The organism is Couchioplanes azureus, from assembly GCF_014648355.1.
In the GTDB taxonomy this organism is placed as follows: domain Bacteria; phylum Actinomycetota; class Actinomycetes; order Mycobacteriales; family Micromonosporaceae; genus Actinoplanes; species Actinoplanes azureus.
Genome location: NZ_BMQY01000011.1, coordinates 88278 through 104362 on the forward strand (window position 1 = coordinate 88278; position 16085 = coordinate 104362).

Genomic DNA, 16085 nt, shown 5'->3' on the forward strand with positions numbered 1-16085 from the left:
GGGACGGTGCGCCGGAGCGGCGGTGGCCCGGCGGCTCCGCGGGCGGCGTCGGTCCGGCCGGGCGCGCGACCATGCCGGTGCCGTTCCCGATTTCCGCCGTGCCATTCTCGTCGCCATTCGGGGACGCTCCGGTGCGGGTGGTGGGAATTCGCTTTCGTATCCGCAGAGGACGGTGGTAAATAGACGGAGGTTACTGCATGAACACTGGCGATCACTGCATCATGCCTGCTGGATGCGACGCCGGCCCGCGCGCGCGTGACGCCCCGTACCCGGTGCTGTCGATTTCTCGACTCCGGGCGCCGGGGCTGTCAGCGGGCTCTCCGGAAGCCTATATTGGCCATGGTGCGACCCGCCTCGATATTTGCGGGCGCAATCATCGCTTTCAGCGATCGCGAACTGCCGACAACGGGGGGATGAACGGTGTTGGTGTGTCAAGTGGATCTCGGGCTCGCCGTCGGACGGCCGGCCACCCGGCCGGTCCCGTCGAGCCGGGGACGGCGGCCGACGTGCGGGTGAGCCTGCTCGGTCCGTTCCATGTGGAGCTCGACGGCCGCCAGGTCGTGCCCACCGCTCCCAAACTGCGCCAGGTCCTGTCCCTGCTCGCCATCAACGTCGATCGGGTGGTCAGCTCCGAGCAGCTCATCGAGGAGCTCTGGGGCGACCGCCCGCCGTCCAGCGCCACCACCACTCTGCAGACCTACGTCTACCAGTTGCGCAAGCTCTACCGGCTCGGCTCCGGCGCGCGGGCCGCCCGGCCGGGCGGCGACGCACCCGCGCTGTCCACCTCGCCCACCGGCTACGTGCTCATGCTGGCGAGCGACGCGGTGGACGCGACGAGCTTCGTACGCCTCGCCGACCGGGCCCGTGCCGAGCTGGACGCCGGCTCGCTGGAGCCGGCGGTGGACACCCTGCGGGCGGCCCTGCGCCTGTGGCGCGGCCCGGCGCTGGCCGAGGTCGCGACCGGCCCGCTCCTGCGGGCCGCCACCGTCTGGCTGGAGGAGCAGCGGCGCGGGCTCACCCTGCAGCGCATCGACGCCGATCTGGCGCTGCGCCGGCACCACGAGCTGATCGGCGAGCTGACCGCGATGGTGGCCCAGCAGCCCACCGACGAGAGTCTGCAGAGCCGGCTGATGCTGGCCCTCTACCGCGCGGGGCGCCGCCTCGACGCCCTGCGCGTCTACCAGCAGGCGCGCGAGGTGCTGGCCAACGAGCTGGGCCTGGAGCCGATGCCGGAGCTGCAGCGGGTCCACCAGGCGGTGCTGGTCGCCGATCCCGCCATCGACGAGGACTTCCCGGCCGCCCGGGCCGGCGTCACGGTGCGGGGTGCCGCCGAGCCGCCGGATCAGCTCCCGCCGGACGTGGCCCGCCTGGTGGGCCGGGGTCAGCAGGTGGCCGAGGCGTCGGCCCCGCTCGCCGCCGACGACCGTGGCGCGGCGCCCGTGGTGGTGGTCGCCGGCCCACCGGGGTCGGGCAAGACCGCCCTCTGCGTCCACGTCGCCCACAAGCTGCGGGGCCGGTATCCCGACGGCCTGCTCTACGCCCGCATGATCGACGACGAGGGGCAACTGGTCGCGCCGGCCGAGGTCCTCGGCAGCTTCCTGCGCGCCGCCGGATACGCGGCCGCCGCGATCCCCGGGCCGCTCGACGAGCGGTCCAGCCTCTTCCGCAGCTGGTCGGCCGGCCGCCGGGTGCTCGTCGTGCTCGACGACGTGGCCGGCGCCGAGCAGATCGGTGCGCTGCTGCCCACCGGGCTGTCCTGCGGCACGCTCATCGCCGCCCGGCGCCGCTTCTCCGACCCGGCCGTCGCCGCCACCGTCCACCTGGGACCGCTGGCGTGCGCCGACGCATACCGGCTGCTCGCCCACGTTCTCGGCGAGGAACGGGTCAACCGGCAGATAGCGGCGGCGCACGACCTCGTGGAGCTCTGTGAGGGCCTGCCCATGGCGTTGCGCGAGGCGGCGGCCCAGCTGGAGCTGAAGCCGCACTGGCCGATCGCCCGCCAGGTCCGGCGGGCGCGCTCCGGCGAGGACCGCGGCGCCCGGCCGGCGACCCCCGACGGCGTGCACCGCAGCCTGCGCCGCACCCTGCGGCTGCTCGGCGAGGAGCTGCGCGCGGCGTTCTGCGGCCTGGCCCGGATGGCGGACCCGGCGCCGCTGGGCGCGGTCGCCGGGGCGCTGTCGGTGGAGGAGCACCGGGCGGAGGAGCTGGCCGAGGAGCTCGCGACCTTCGGGCTGGTGCAGGTGGAGCCGACGGCCGCGACCCCGGACGGCTTCGTCTACCGGGTGCCCCGCCCGTACGCGGCCGCCGTCGACCTGCTCGGCGCGGACGGGTCCGCGCGGTCCCTGCTCGCCGACTGCGAGGCGGCGCTCGCCTGACCGTGAGGCCGGGACTCCGGCACTACCGGGGTTCCGCCAGGACGGCGGCACTAGGCAGGGTTGAGCATTCCGCGAGCTGGCCTCCACCCGCCCGGCGCACACTGCGGTCATGGGCGAGGACGAGCAGCTGCGAGTGGTGGTGGACGAGCTGGTGGCCGTCAAGCCCGCGCTGGCCGCGGGCAACGTACGGCCCTACTCACTGCTCACCGCGGACCTGAACCTGGACGCGCGCGACCTGGCGGAGCTCGCCGACCGGTTCCGGGCCGGCTATCCGGGCTTCGACCTGGGCGCCTGGGTGACCCACGCCCGCGCCTCGCACGGCGACAGCGTCGGCGCCGTCGCACGGGTCCTGGCCGTCCTACGCCCCTGACTCGCGCCCGCTCTGCCGCGCGCCGGCCCCGCAAGGTGGACCGCGGCCCGGGTCCGCCCCGACGCGCGCCCCGCGCCATTCCCGGGGCCGCGCCCGCTCTGCCGTGCGCCCGCCTGTGGCGTGCGCCTGTCCCAGGCTCGCGTCCCCGCACCACGGCGTGCGTCGACCTGCGGCCCGTGGCCGTTCGCGGCCCGCGCTCGCCGGTGTGTCCGGGCCGTCCAGGGCGTCGTGCCGGACCGGGGGACACTCGCGATTGGACGAGAACGGTCTCCGTCGGATAAATTGACCCTACGCCGTTGCGAGTTCTTCCCCCGTGGAATTCGCAGCGGCGTCTTTCGTGGCATGCTGCGGCGGTGATCGTGACCTTCGACGCCGAGCTGTGGGTGTGGGACGCCCGGCGGGCCGACAGCTGGACCTTCGTCAGCCTGCCCGCCGAGGAGTCCGAGGTGCTGCGGGAGCTGACCGCCGGCCGGCGGCGCGGCTTCGGTTCGCTGCGCGTCCGGGCGACCGTCGGCTCCACCACCTGGACGACGTCGATCTTTCCCGACAAGGGGCGGGGGGCGTACGTGCTGCCGGTCAAGCGCGACGTCCGCCGCGCCGAGGACCTCGAGGCCGGCGACGTCGCGGCACTGCGCGTGGAGGTCCTCGACCTCTGACCCGGCGGACGGCTGGCCACTACACTGAGTGAGGCACTGAGTGCCCGCCGTGACGGCCGGGACAGTGTCCTGCGCCCACCGGATCGGGGCGGTAGGGAGAACCGGCGGATCGCCCCGGGAGGAACGTCGTGTACCAGCAGCAGCCCGCCCACCCGCCGGCCGGTGGCGGCGCCCTCGCGCTGACCCTCCGGTACCACCCGGTGACCTTCCTGCTCGCGCTCTTCACGCCCGTGGTGCAGGTCGACGGCCACCGGGTCGGCCACGCCTGGGGGCGCATCGTCGTACCGCTCGCGCCCGGTCAGCACCACGTGCACGTGCACGTGCCGTACCTGCTGCCGACCCGCATCGGGGCCGCGGACCTGGGGGTCGCGGTGCATCCCGGGCAGACCGTGGAGCTGGAGTACCGCGCGCCGATGATCGCCTTCTTCGGGGGAGCGCTCGGTGCGCCGCCGCAGAAGTATCCCGGCATGGTGGGTACGGTCGTGCTGGCCGTCGTCACGCTGGTGATCCTGCTCTGCCTGTGCGGCGGCGTCATCCTGGCCGCCGGCGACGGAACCTCCACCGCGCGGGGCCTGCCCGGGCTCGACGTCGTCGCGCCGGCGATCTCCGGCTTGTGGCGCAGCTGACCTGCCGCGGCAAAGATCGCCGGAATGGCGCCGGGGCCGGGAAATCCGCCGGCGATTCGCGCGCGGTTCCCATTTCGCCCCGTGCTAGTTTGCCGGTGGTGATATGACATCGACATTCGCGGGAAGTCCCAGGCGCCACCGGACTCTCTGACGCCCTGGCTGACCGCCGGCGCCGAGACGGGCGGCCCGCCGGCCGTCGACGCGCTGCACCTGCGTCCCGTCGCCCTGGTGCCCGAGCTCCGGCTGTACCTCGCCGAGGACCCCACCGTGCTGTGGGCCCGGCTGGAGGCGGCCGCGGGGCGCCGGCTGCAGGCACCCTTCTGGGCGTCCGCCTGGCCGGGCGGTCAGGCGCTGGCGCGCTACGTGCTGGACCATCCCGCGCTCGTCGCCGGGCGGCGGGTCCTCGACATCGCCTCGGGCTCCGGCCTGGTCGCGATCGCGGCGGCGCGGGCCGGGGCGGCCTCGGTGGTGGCCAACGACATCGACCCGTACGCGGCCGTGGCCATCGAGGCGAACGCCCGGGCCAACGGCGTACCCGTGGCGTGCCTTCCCGGCGACCTGCTCGACGGCGCCGGGGAGGACGCCGAGGTCGTCCTCGCCGGCGACGGGCTGTACGAGCCGGCCCTCGCGGCCCGGGTCCTCGACTACCTCGCCCGGCAGGCGGCCCGGGGTGCCCTCGTGCTCGCGGGGGATCCGGGCCGCGGGCATTCCGGCAGTGGCCTGCTGGAACGCGTGGCCGTGTACGAGCAGCCGGCCCTGGGGCCCGCCGAGGATCATCAGAATGCGCGGACGGCGGTGTTCCGGGTCCGCCGTCCCGGGCCTCCGGACCCCCGGAGCTGCGCCGGGAGCTGAGCGGAACCGGTGTTCCATTCGCATTCAGCCGGGCCAATGTGAATCGGTATCCCATTACGTAAAGTGATCATCCCGTGACGCGCTGATCCTCGCGGGCCTCCCCGTCCCGTTGGTAGCATCCCGCCGTTCTCGGGCGGACCATCGGACGAAGGATCGTGGAAAGTGATGTTCAACGGGACTTCCCCGCAAGCTGCCACCTCCGAGCAGGCGCTGATCCCGCCGGCCACCGGCAACCAGGCGCTGCAGGTGCTCACCATGGCCCAGCGCACCGCCGAGGAGCACCTCGCCAAGGCCCAGCAGCAGGCGGACAAGATCCGCACGGATGCGCTGGCGGCCGCCGAGGAGATCGGCCGGGAGGCGCAGATGCACGCCCACGCCGTGCGGCGCGAGGCCGAGCAGGTGCTGTTCGAGGCGCGGGCGTCGGCGGAGCAGACCGCCCGCGAGTCGCAGGTCCGTGCCGAGGAGGCACAGCGCAACGCCGCGAAGGTGATCCTGGAGGCCCGCGGCGAGGCCGGGCGCATCACCGCCGACGCCCAGGCCAACGCCGACCAGCTGCGGCTGGCCGCCCAGCAGCGCTACGACGACGTGGTGGGCAGCCTCAGCGCCCGGCGCGAGGCCCTGCAGGAGCAGATCGAGGCCCTGGAGCGCTTCGACCAGGAGTACCGTGCCCGCCTCACCGCCTTCATGCAGGGCCAGCTGCGCGCACTCTGGCTGGACCAGCCGCAGGTGACCGGTGAGCTGCCCGGCGGCGAGCCGGAGGCCGAGGCGGACGCCGAGGCGGTGGCGGAGGCGGTGGCGGAGGCCGACCCGCGCGAGGCGGCCGGGGAAGCGGACGGCGACCCCGCGCCCGCGGGCGACGAGGCGGCCGCGGAGCAGCCGGGGACCCCGCGCCGGCGTGGCGCCCACGCGTCCCGCGACGAGTGAATCCGGCCGCGACAGGTATCGACCGTCGTGGACATGCCCTAGGGTGGGCGCGTGGCCAGCGAGCGGACACCGATCGACGAGACCGTGCCCCACTCCGCGCGGGTGTGGAACTACTGGCTCGGCGGCAAGGACAACTTCGAGATCGACCGGCAGGTCGGTGACGAGTTCGCCGGCTTCTACCCGGACATCGAGGCGGTCGCCCGCAGCTCGCGCGCGTTCCTCACCCGGGCGGTGACCTACCTGGTCGCCGATCGCGGCATCCGGCAACTGCTCGACATCGGTACGGGACTGCCGACCGTCGACAACACCCACCAGGTCGCGCAGGCGGCGGCGCCCGACGCCCGGATCGTCTACGTCGACAACGATCCGATGGTGCTGGCGTACGCCCGGGCCCTGCTCACCGGCACCCCGCAGGGCGCCACCGAGTATCTCGACGCCGACCTGCGGGACCCGGACGAGGTCCTGGCCCTCGCCGGGCGCACCACGCTCGACCTGACGCAGCCCGTCGGCCTGATCCTCATGAACATCCTCGGCCACGTGGCCGACCTGGACGAGGCGGTGGGCATCGTCCGGCGGCTGCTCGCGGGCCTCGCGCCGGGCAGCTTCCTGGTCACCGCGGACGGCACCAACGTGATCGACGGCCCGGCCTTCGAGGAGGCCATCGCGGTGTGGAACGCCAACGCGCCGTTGTCGTACCATCTGCGGACGCCGGAGCAGCTCTCCCGCTTCCTGGCCGGGCTGGAGGTCGTCGAGCCCGGCCTGGTGCCGTGCTCGCGCTGGCGGCCCGCCCCGAGGGCGACCGCGGAGGAGCTGCGCGAGGTCGACGAGTACGGTGCGGTGGCGCGCAAGCCCGCGGCATGATCGGGGCATGGCAGAACCGCAGTTGCTGTCGGCGTACGCGGGACACTGGACCGGTGCCGGCACCGGCGTGACCGTGATCCTCCCGCCGCCGGGCACGGTGGCCTCCGGCGAGGTGCGCGGTGGCGCGCCGGCCACGCGGGAGTTCGCGCTGCTCGAGCCCACCCGCCTGGTCGACCGGGCGGACGCCGTGGTGCTGTCGGGCGGCTCCGCGTTCGGGCTCTCGGCGGCCGACGGGGTGATGGACCTGCTGCGCGAGCGGGGCAGCGGTTTCCCCACGCCGGCCGGGCCGGTGCCGATCGTGGTCGGCATGTCGATCTTCGACGACTCGGTGCGCACCGGCCCACCGGACGCCGCGGCCGGTCGCGAGGCCGCCCTGGCCGCCTGGTCCGGCGCGCCGCTCGCCACCGGCCGGGTCGGCGCGGGCACCGGCGCCTCCACGGGGAAATGGCGCCGGCGGCGCGACCCGGGCGGCCTCGGCCGGGCGGACGGCGCCGCGGGCACCGCCCGGATCGCCGCGGTCGCCGTGGTCAACGCCTGGGGTGACGTCCTCGCCGCCGACGGCTCACCGATCTTCGCCGCCGCGGCGGCTCCGGGAGCCATGCCGCCGCCGGCGGCACCGGCCGGACTCGCCAACACCACGGTGGCGGTGGTGCTGACCGACGCCCGTTTGTCCAAGAACGACTGTCACCTGCTGGCCCAGAGCGGCCATGCCGGCTTCGCGCGGGCGATGCACCCCGCGCACTCCCGGTTCGACGGCGACGCGGTGGTCGCCCTCGCGACCGGCGAGGTCACCGAGGGCTTCGACCTCGACCTGGTACGGGCGGTGGCGGCCGAGACGGTCGCGGCGGCGATCCGCGACGCGGTGGCCCCGCCGGTGGACGCGCCCGGCGAGACACGGTGAGTCTCCTACGGCCGTGACGCGGCGCCCGCCCGCATGCGGGCGTACAGTCCGCGCAGCGCGGTGCCACCGGCCTGCCGGCGGGACCGCTCGAGCAGGGCCAGGACGGTCTCCGCGAGCTCGGCCGACGTGCGGACGTGCTGCGGCGCGATCCGCTCCGCGGTGAGCAGCAGGCGGATCGCCTCGCGATCCCGTCCGCCGATGCGGGCCAGCGCCCGGGCGGCGTCGGCGTAGTAGAACACCTGCCGGACGCCGGCCGGGATCGCGGCCGGATCGGTGCCCCGGGCGATCTCCACCACCAGCCCGGGGTCGCCGTGGTCCACCTCGATGCTCATCCGCCAGATGTTCACGTTGGTGGGCCCGAAGAACATGCTCATCGTGCTGGTCTCGCCGGTCCGGCGGGCCAGCTCGGCCGCCTCGGCCAGCCAGTCCCGGCTGTCGTCGAGCCGCTGCCGGCAGCGGCCGGCCAGCGCGGCGACCAGGTGCAGCGAGCCGAGCGCCTCCGGGCCGCCGGGCCGGCCGAGGTGGCGGCCCAGATCGTCCACGGCCCGCTCGGCGAGCGTCTGCCCCCGCTGGTACGACCCGCAGGCGATGGCCGCCCGGGCCAGCGCGTACGCCGCGTGTCCCCGCAGCACGGGGTCGCCGGCCGCGTCCGCCGCGTCGCGGCACCGCTGCGCGGCCAGCCACGCGTCCGCGGGATGCCCGAGGTTGCGCAGCACCGAGAAGGCGATGGAGGTCGCGTCGCAGAGCAGCCGCAGCGCCTCGCGATGGTCCGGCCCGGCCGTCTCGGTGTGCAGGTCGCGCAGCAGGTCCGGGAGCAGGCGGGCGGCGCCGGCGTAGTCGCACGCCTGGTGCAGGGCATCGGCCAGGGCGACGCTGCGGCGCAGTTCGGCCACCGGCGGCGCGGGCCCGGCCGGCGGCTCGGTCAGGTCGATGTCGACGAGGGCCCGGCGCAGGCCGAGCACGCCGGCCCGGGCCGCCGCGGTCGTCCGGTCGACGGCCGGCACGTCGGTGCCGGCCAGCTCGGCCGGCGTGCACTCCAGCGCGCCGGCGATCGCCGCGAGCATGAACCGGTTGTCGGCGGCTTGCCGCCCCCGTTCGATCCGGCTCCAGGTGGCGTGCGAGACGCCGGCCCTGCTGGCGGCGTACCGGATGCTCCAGCCGCGGAGCAGTCGGCCCGCGCGGATCCGGTCGCCGACGGCGGGATCCACGCTCCGTCGTGGGGTCATGCGAACGACGGTAGCGCCGCCGCACCGACCGGTGGTGCATCGCTGTACCGCTGCGGTGCGCGGACGGGACGGCACCCCATGCGGGGGTGGTCGCGTGGGGTGCCGTCGTCGGTGAGGGGGTGGGTCGGGACGCCTCAGGTGAAGCGGGCGGCGATCCAGTCGGCGACGGTCTCCACGGAGGCGAAGACGGCGCCGTCGTGGGTCTCGCCCGGCAGCGGGACGAACTCGACCGGCTGGCCGTAGTGCGACAGCTGGTCGAGCAGGAAGCCGGCGGTGATGTCGTACGGGACCGCGTCGTCGTCGGTGCCCTGCACGATGAGGATCGGGGCGCTCGGCGCCACGGTGGCCGGGTTGCCGTACCGGGCGAGCCGGGCCAGCACGGTCGGGGAGACCACGCCGCCGGGGACCAGCTGTTCCGGGGTGAGCGGGGCGTACGCGGCGAGGATCTCGTTCAGGCAGCCGGTCTGCAGCACCGACGTGCGTTGCCGGGCCGGCGGAGCCAGGTAGGCGGCGGGGTTGAAGGCCGGCTCGACGGCGTTGATGCCGTACAGCGCCATCACCAGGTAGCCCTGCCCGGGGGTGCCCGGGATGTACGGCGCGATCTGGTCGAGGTTCGACACCGGTGCGATGGCCGCCACGCCCGTCAGCACCAGCGGCCCGTCGTAGGCGGGCGCGAGCTGCCCGGCGAACAACGCCCCCTGGCCGCCCTGGGAGTGGCCGTCCACGGCGTACTGGGTGGACAGCTCGCCGTCGAGGTTGCGGGCCGCCTTGACGCTGTCGATGACGGCGCGGCCCTCGCTGTTGCCCACCAGGTACGGGTGGGCGTCCGGGGTGCCGAGACCCGGGTAGTCGGGGGCGGCGACCGTCCAGCCGCGGCGGAGCAGCCCGGCGATCGCCGCGCGGGCCTCGGGCCAGAACACGGCCTGGCTGGCCGACGGCGCGCACCGGTCGGCGAGGCCGGTCGTGCCGTGGCTCCACGCCACCGTCCGGTTCGCCTTGCCGCTGCGGGGCGTGAGGATCAGCCCGGTGGCGACGGTGGTGACACCGCTGACCGTGGTGGTGACGTACTGGATGCGCTTGCCGGTGGCCAGCGTGCTCAGCTCGCTCGGGAGCGTCGCGCCGGCGGCCGAGAGCACGGTGCCGGGGGAGACCAGGGCGTGCGCGGGGCCGCCGGTGCCGGCCAGGACGCCGGCGGCGGCGAGGACGGCGGCGGCGAGGACGGCGAGTCGTCGCCGGAGCGCTGCTCTCATGGGGTTCTTCCTCTCGCGGGCATGGGGTGGTACGGGCACGGTGGTGCGGTGGGGGCGAGGGGATTTCCGGCGGGGGTCAGGCGAAGTGGTCGGCGATCCGGCGCAGCGCGGTGACGGTCTCGCGGTCGCGGGCCTCGTCGTCCTCGCAGGGCCAGGCGCTGCACTTGACGATGACGACGCCGGCGGCGGGGTCGACGAAGAGGTACTGGCCGTGCACGCCCAGGCCGGTGAAGGCGTGGAAGCAGCTCTCGCCGAGGGTCCACCACTGGTTGGCGTACCCGTAGTGGTCGTAGCCGCTGGCGCCGAGCGCGCCGACCGAGAGGTGGGGCAGGCCGGTGCCGCGGCTGCGGCGTACCCATGCGGCGCTCAGCAGCCGGCGGTCGCCGGCGACGCCGTCGTCGGCCATGAGCAGGCCGACCCGGGCGAGGTCGCGGGCGGTGGCGTTGAAGGCGCCGGCGCCGATGGCGGTCCGCGGGTGGGAGCGGGTCAGCCCGTAGTACGCGTCGCGCTCGGCGCCGATGCGCGACCACAGGCGCTCGGACGCGTACGCCGCCAGCGACCGCCCGGTGGCCGCCTCCAACACCCAGCCCAGCATCTGGGCGTCGAAGGTGGAGTAGTTGAAGCGCTCGCCGATGGCGCCGGTCCGCGGCAGGGAGCGGATGATCGCCGCGACGTCGCCGCCGTTGAGCGCGGCCCGCTCGAAGCGCCGGATGGCGCTGTCGGTCGTCTCCCAGGTCTCCAGGTCGCCGACGCCGCTGGTCATGTCCAGCAGGTCGGCCAGGGTGGTGCCGTCGTAGGCCGTGCCGGCGAAGTCGCGGCGGTAGTCGGTGACCTGGTCCTTGACGCTGCCGATCGCGCCCTCGGCCAGCGCGATGCCGATGAGGACGCTGGTGACCGACTTGGACAGGGAGAAGAGCTGCATGCGGGTGTGCGGCCCGGCGAACATCCCCGGGTAGCTCTCGTGCACGATCGCGCCGTGGTGCAGCACGACGAACGCCGTGGTGAAGGTGCGCCGGTGCAGGTCGGCGAGGCTCAGGTCGCGGTCGTCGAAGCGGTAGGTGAGGTCGAGGGGCTCGGGTGCGGTGGGCAGCGGCCGGACGGCCGGGCCGCGGGCGACCCGCTCGGTCGGCATCAGCCAGTTCATGTGGGTGAAGGTGAACTCGTTGAACGGGCGGCGCATGACCAGGTCGCTCCGGCGGTCCCACCACGAGGGAGGGTCGCCGGCCTGGACGGCCGGTTGCTGCGTCGTGCTCGTCATGTCATTCCCCTTGTCCCCGGGGTTCCTCTGTCCGTCTCGCGACACTGCGCTCGATGGTGCGGTCGGCGGGACGCGCTCGGTTCGAGACGCTTCGGAACTGTTCACGAAGGGTCGAGCCGGTGGGTTCAGCGACCGGTTCGAGGTACCCGGCGAGGATGCCGAGGACGGCCATGCCGACCAGGTTGCCGGCGGGGTCGTCGCCGACGATGCCGGCGCCAGGGTCGCCCAGGTGGTGCAGGGCGAAGCCCTCGGTGACCGCGGCGAGCATGTACGCGAGCTGGTCGAGGGTCACCCCGGGGCGCAGCTGGAAGCCGCGGGAGGCGAAGGTGGACTCGTAGATCTTCTTCCACGGCTCGAGGGCGCCGGCGTAGTTGTTGGAGATCGCCTCGTGGATGCCGTCGTTGCGGTCGGCGGTGGCGACCATGATCAGTTGCAGCCGGAACAGCGGCATCCGGCAGATCGCCTGCAGCTCGTGGAAGGTGGCCCGGTCGATGGCGTCGACGAAGCTCTCCTCGTCGTCCAGCCAGCCCCGGGTCTCGACCTCCGCGTTGTACTGCGGGTCGTAATTCATGGCGTGGAAAAGGAAGGTCAGCAGGTCGTTGAGGTAGTCGTCGTGGGTCGCCCAGGTGGCGCGATAGGGGCCGTCGCCCTTCTGCCGCAGGAACGGCGGTGCGAGATTCTCCATCTCACGCGACAATGCGCGCTCGGTGAGGAACCGCAGGCCCGACCAGTACTGCTTGCGGCCGTCGGCGGCCGGCGGCTCCGGGCAGGCGCCGAGGTTCTGCTCGACCAGGTTGGCGCCGGCCTTCAGGTACGACGCGACCTTCGGCGAGTTGACCAGCGCGGCGCGGGTCGCCTCCCGGACTCCCTTGACACGCGTGACGATGCCGGAAAAGTCCTGGTTATAGGGGAAAGGCAGATCCTTCTTGCCGAGCGTCATACCGCAATTCTTTGTCCGATTCCCCGGCTGGGACAAGTGCGCGGGTGCGTAGTACTCGGAGGCTAGGCCTCGCACACTTGTCAATATCGAGAAATATGACTTTGCGTAGCCGATCCACAACACGCCGAAAATGGTCGTGCGCGGCAGGGCCGGGAACAGGAACAAAACGCCCGGCCGTCGGCGATCCGGAGAGCGCGGTCGAGCCGTTCCGGGCCGGGTCGCGGCCATCGGGTATAACCGGGCGCATGCAGAGTGAAGCGCTCGTGGGTCTGCTCGGCGAGGTGCCGGGCACGGAGGTGTCGGTCAAGGCCGGCGTGGTGACGGTCCACGTGCCGGCGATCGGCGACTCGGTCCGTGTGGCGGTCCGCGACGTGCTCGGCTTCGAGCAGGTCGTCGTGCCGACCGGGGACCCCGGCCTCCAGCTCGGCATCCGGCGCGGCCACGAGGAGCTCCCGCTGATCGTCACCGTGGGCGACGTGGTCTTCATGCCGGCGTACGCCGCCGACATGCTGGTGCGCGGCGCCGAGGTGCGGGTGCCGGCCGTGCCGGACCTGATCGCCTACTCGGAGATGCACCGCGACGTGCGGGCCCTCGGGCGCGCCGTCGACGTCGAGGGCGCCGAGTTCGACGACGACATGCTCGCCGCCACTCTGCTCGCGCACCGCTGCTTCCTGGCCGGGGCGGTCCGGGTCGGCCTGTGGCCGGTGCGGGTGGCGGCCTGGTGGGAGTACTGCTGGGCGCGGGTCGGCGGCCGGCTGCCGCTGGGCCCGTTCCGCCCCGACCCGGCCTGGGACAAGCTGATGGCCGACGTCGCCGAGGCGCGCCGGCGCACCGCCCAGCCCGCCCACCGGGACTGAGCGCGGCACAAGGGGCACACCGGTGAGGTGTGCCCCTTGCCCCCGTGGGGAGATCGGCTCGGCGCGGTCAGCAGACCTTGCTGGTGGAGCCGCCGACCGAGTTCAGGTAGCCGGTCACGTGCGTGCAGTGCGACGCGGTGTTCGCCGGGGCGCCCCACAGCTCCTTGCGGGTCGTGTTGTTCGCCGTGCCCATGCCGTAGTCCGAGCCGCTGTCCGAGTGGTCGACGACGTGCACGTGCAGGTCCCACTTGCTGTGCGTGTTGCGGTACTGCTCCCACACGTAGATGTAGGCGTAGTTGTAGCCGCAGCCGTAGTACTGCTTGACCGACGCGGCCTCCATGCCGCCGACCTTGAGCACCCGCGTCGTGCCGATCTGGCGCACGTCGCCGCAGCTGGCGGGCGTGCTCGCCAGGGCGGGCGTCGGGTTGAGCACGGTCACGACGCCGGCGGCGGCGAGCGCGGCGGCGCCGGCGAGGGTCCGGCTGAGGATCGACATGAGGTTTCCCTTCCCTTTTCGTTTGGCCGTGCCAGAAAAGCAGCCGGCACCGGGTGGCGGACAGGTGTCGAAACGGCCACCGTTCCCTCCCCTGGGGCGCCGGGCGGGGCTCGGTATCATCGCCTCGCCCAATCACGAGCTCCGGCGAAGACGGGGAGGCGACCGTGCGCCGCCAGGAAACCGCGGCCGTGACCGGCCTGGACATCGGCGTGCCCGGGTGCCGTGACGCCGTCGAGATCGGACGCGGCGGGTTCGGTGTCGTCTACCGGGTCCGGCAGCCGGCGTTCTCGCGGACGGTCGCCGTCAAGGTGCTCGCCGCCGACGGCCTCGACGCCGCCGCCCGCCGCCGCTTCGAGCGCGAGGTGCAGGCGATGGGGCGGCTCTCCGGCCACCCGCACATCGTCACCGTGCACCAGGCCGGGTTCACCGCGGCCGGCAACCCGTACCTTCTCATGGCCTATGAGGAGGGTGGCTCGCTCGCGGACCGGGGGCCGGCGCCCTGGCCGGAGGCCGTGGCGGGCGGCATCGCGATCGCCGGGGCCCTGGAGAGCGCGCACCGCGCCGGCGTCCTGCACCGCGACGTCAAACCCGAGAACATCCTGATCTCCCGGTACGGCGACCCGAAGCTGGCCGACTTCGGGCTGGCCCGCCCGGTGCGGCGCACCGCCCCGCCGCCGAGCACGGTCACCGCGACCGTGCTGCACGCCGCCCCGGAGGTGCTGCAGGGCCGGCCGGCCACGGTGGCCTCCGACGTCTACTCGCTGGCCTCGACGCTGTTCTGGTGGCTGCGCGGCGGCACCGCCTTCGGCGCGGCACCGCGGGAGCCCGTCGGCGACCTCGTCGCGCGCGTCGTCGCCGGGCCCGTGCCCGACCTGCGGCCGCACGGCGTGCCCGCGGCCGTCTGCGCGGTGCTGGAACGGGCGATGGCCAAGGATCCCGCCGCCCGGCCCGCCTCGGCGGCCCGCTTCGCCGAGGAGCTGCAGGAGGCCCAGCGGGCCACCGGCGAACCCGTCACGCCGCTGCTCGCCGGCGCCGAGGACGGTGACGGCTCCGGCCCGGCGTCCACCGGGCTCGTCTCCGCGCCCGTCGGGGCGCCGCGCCCGGGCGGCATGTCGGCGACCGTCGTCACCGGCGCGCGGCGGGCGGTTCCGGCGCGGGCCGCCGGGGCGGCGTTGGTGGCGGCGGCGACGCTCGCGCTCGCCGGCGGATCCGGCGTCGTGCGTGCCCCGGCGGTGGCCGCACCCGCCGTCGTCGACTTCGGCGGTCAGGAGATCAGCGGGCCCGCGGGCGAGCGTCCGGTGGCGGTGCGCAACGACGGCGGGCGGCCGGTGCTGGTCCGCCAGGTGACGCTCGACGGCCCCGACTTCCGGATCGTCGCCGACGGCTGCGGCGCCCAGCCGATCGCGCCGGGTGCCGGCTGCGAGGTCCGGATCGCGTTCGCGCCCACGGGCACCGGGCCGCGCCGGGGCACGCTGCGGCTGCCCGGGCGTACGGTCGCGGTCACCGGCTCGGGCCTGTTGTCGTACGCGGTCGACGACGATCCGCCCCCGGGGCTCTGCTATGCCGACGCCTACCAGGTAGGACAGTCGGCGTACGGCTACGTCGGCGGCCAGAAGGCGGTCTCCGTGAAGCAGTACTGGTCGCCCGGCTGCCGCAAGGTGATGGCGTACGCGTGGGTCTGGAAGCAGTACCGCGACAACGCCGGGCCGCGCGGCACCTGGTCGGTCCGGCTCGGCATCGCCGGGCGCGGCGCGCAGGAGCGGGCGTCCGGGCAGCCGCTGGAGCTCTGGACGGACCCGGTCGCCGCCACCGCGGGATGCACCCGGGCCACCGCCACCATGGCCGGCACCGGCCTGGACGCCCCGCTGACCGTCGCGACCGCCGCGCACTGCCCGTGAGCTACCTCGAGATGCACCAGGCCGGCACGGTGCGGCTGGTCCCGCTGACCGCCGGCCCGCTGGCGATCGGCCGGGCGCCGGCGAACGAGCTGACCATCGACAGCCGCAGCGTCTCGCGGCTGCACGCGGTGCTGGAGCGCTTCCCGTCCGGCTGGTCGATCCGCGACCTGGGCAGCACCAACGGCACCACGGTCAACGGCGTGCGGCTGCGCCAGGCGCGGCAGCTGCGCGACGGCGACCGCATCGAGATCGGCCCGGCCCGGCTGCTCTTCCGGGCGCCGGCGGACCACCCGGCCACGGAGACGGTGAGCACCGACCCGCCGCCGGCCCCGCCCGCGCTGACCCGCCGGGAGCGCGACGTGCTGGAGCGGCTGTGCGCGCCGTACACGGCGGGCGGCACGGCGTTCCCGGAGCCGCCGTCGGTGCGCGAGCTGGCGTCCGCGCTGGGGTTGTCGGAGAGCGCGGTCAAGAAGCACCTCACCCATCTGTTCGACAAGTTCGGCCTGCTGAGCAACGCCGAGCGGCGGCGTTCCCGGCTGGCCGCCGAGGCGGTCCGCCGCGGCGTCTGCACCGGATCGCCGGAGGGCTGAGCCCC

The 16085-nt window shown here is 74.5% G+C and carries 16 protein-coding genes; 11 read left to right on the forward strand and 5 right to left on the reverse strand.

Annotated features, from left to right (window positions below):
* Positions 1-428 precede the first annotated feature (428 nt).
* From IEY99_RS29455 to IEY99_RS29490, 8 genes are all read left to right on the forward strand, one after another.
* Positions 429-2375 (forward strand): AfsR/SARP family transcriptional regulator, encoded by a 1947-nt coding sequence (locus tag IEY99_RS29455; protein ID WP_189207357.1) that lies wholly within the window; start codon positions 429-431, stop codon positions 2373-2375.
* 109 nt (positions 2376-2484) lie between these two features.
* Positions 2485-2745, forward strand: coding sequence for a hypothetical protein (locus IEY99_RS29460; RefSeq protein WP_189207358.1), 261 nt, complete (start codon positions 2485-2487; stop codon positions 2743-2745).
* A 353-nt stretch (positions 2746-3098) separates the two neighbouring features.
* The gene (locus tag IEY99_RS29465; protein WP_189207359.1) at positions 3099-3401 is read left to right on the forward strand and encodes a DUF1905 domain-containing protein; all 303 of its coding nucleotides are present in this window, start codon (positions 3099-3101) and stop codon (positions 3399-3401) included.
* Positions 3402-3529: 128 nt separating this feature from the next.
* The gene (locus tag IEY99_RS29470; protein WP_189207360.1) at positions 3530-4027 is read left to right on the forward strand and encodes a hypothetical protein; all 498 of its coding nucleotides are present in this window, start codon (positions 3530-3532) and stop codon (positions 4025-4027) included.
* A gap of 228 nt (positions 4028-4255) precedes the next feature.
* Entirely contained in the window at positions 4256-4879 is a 624-nt protein-coding gene (locus IEY99_RS29475) for a class I SAM-dependent methyltransferase (protein ID WP_229799359.1), read from the forward strand.
* Positions 4880-5044: 165 nt separating this feature from the next.
* Positions 5045-5803 (forward strand): hypothetical protein, encoded by a 759-nt coding sequence (locus IEY99_RS29480; protein WP_229799360.1) that lies wholly within the window; start codon positions 5045-5047, stop codon positions 5801-5803.
* A 51-nt stretch (positions 5804-5854) separates the two neighbouring features.
* Positions 5855-6664, forward strand: coding sequence for an SAM-dependent methyltransferase (locus tag IEY99_RS29485; RefSeq protein ID WP_189207361.1), 810 nt, complete (start codon positions 5855-5857; stop codon positions 6662-6664).
* A 7-nt stretch (positions 6665-6671) separates the two neighbouring features.
* Positions 6672-7565 carry a P1 family peptidase gene (locus IEY99_RS29490; protein ID WP_189207362.1) on the forward strand — a complete coding sequence of 298 codons (894 nt, stop codon included), beginning with the start codon at positions 6672-6674 and terminating at the stop codon, positions 7563-7565.
* A gap of 5 nt (positions 7566-7570) precedes the next feature.
* Here the strand turns inward: IEY99_RS29490 and IEY99_RS29495 are convergent, their stop codons facing one another.
* The 4 genes from IEY99_RS29495 to IEY99_RS29510 all read right to left on the reverse strand — a co-directional run bounded on the left by IEY99_RS29495 (position 7571) and on the right by IEY99_RS29510 (position 12239).
* Positions 7571-8791, reverse strand: a complete 1221-nt coding sequence (locus tag IEY99_RS29495) for a helix-turn-helix domain-containing protein (protein WP_189207363.1) — start codon at positions 8789-8791, stop codon at positions 7571-7573.
* Positions 8792-8925: 134 nt separating this feature from the next.
* Positions 8926-10041 (reverse strand): alpha/beta fold hydrolase, encoded by a 1116-nt coding sequence (locus IEY99_RS29500; RefSeq protein WP_189207364.1) that lies wholly within the window; start codon positions 10039-10041, stop codon positions 8926-8928.
* Between the two features lie 76 nt (positions 10042-10117).
* Positions 10118-11299, reverse strand: coding sequence for a serine hydrolase domain-containing protein (locus IEY99_RS29505; protein ID WP_189207365.1), 1182 nt, complete (start codon positions 11297-11299; stop codon positions 10118-10120).
* A 1-nt stretch (position 11300) separates the two neighbouring features.
* The gene (locus tag IEY99_RS29510; RefSeq protein ID WP_189207366.1) at positions 11301-12239 is read right to left on the reverse strand and encodes a hypothetical protein; all 939 of its coding nucleotides are present in this window, start codon (positions 12237-12239) and stop codon (positions 11301-11303) included.
* Positions 12240-12484: 245 nt separating this feature from the next.
* On the opposite strand from IEY99_RS29510, the gene IEY99_RS29515 reads away from it, so the two are divergent.
* Positions 12485-13096: a hypothetical protein gene (locus IEY99_RS29515; RefSeq protein ID WP_189207367.1), complete on the forward strand. Its 612-nt coding sequence runs from the start codon at positions 12485-12487 to the stop codon at positions 13094-13096.
* 67 nt (positions 13097-13163) lie between these two features.
* Here the strand turns inward: IEY99_RS29515 and IEY99_RS29520 are convergent, their stop codons facing one another.
* Positions 13164-13592, reverse strand: coding sequence for a hypothetical protein (locus IEY99_RS29520; RefSeq protein WP_189207368.1), 429 nt, complete (start codon positions 13590-13592; stop codon positions 13164-13166).
* Between the two features lie 164 nt (positions 13593-13756).
* On the opposite strand from IEY99_RS29520, the gene IEY99_RS29525 reads away from it, so the two are divergent.
* Positions 13757-15490, forward strand: a complete 1734-nt coding sequence (locus tag IEY99_RS29525; RefSeq protein ID WP_189207369.1) for a serine/threonine-protein kinase — start codon at positions 13757-13759, stop codon at positions 15488-15490.
* A complete protein-coding gene (locus tag IEY99_RS29530) occupies positions 15487-16080 on the forward strand; it encodes an FHA domain-containing protein (protein WP_229799361.1) in 594 nt (197 codons plus the stop codon). Before IEY99_RS29525 ends, IEY99_RS29530 begins: the two co-directional genes overlap by 4 nt.
* The last annotated feature ends 5 nt before the right edge of the window (positions 16081-16085 follow it).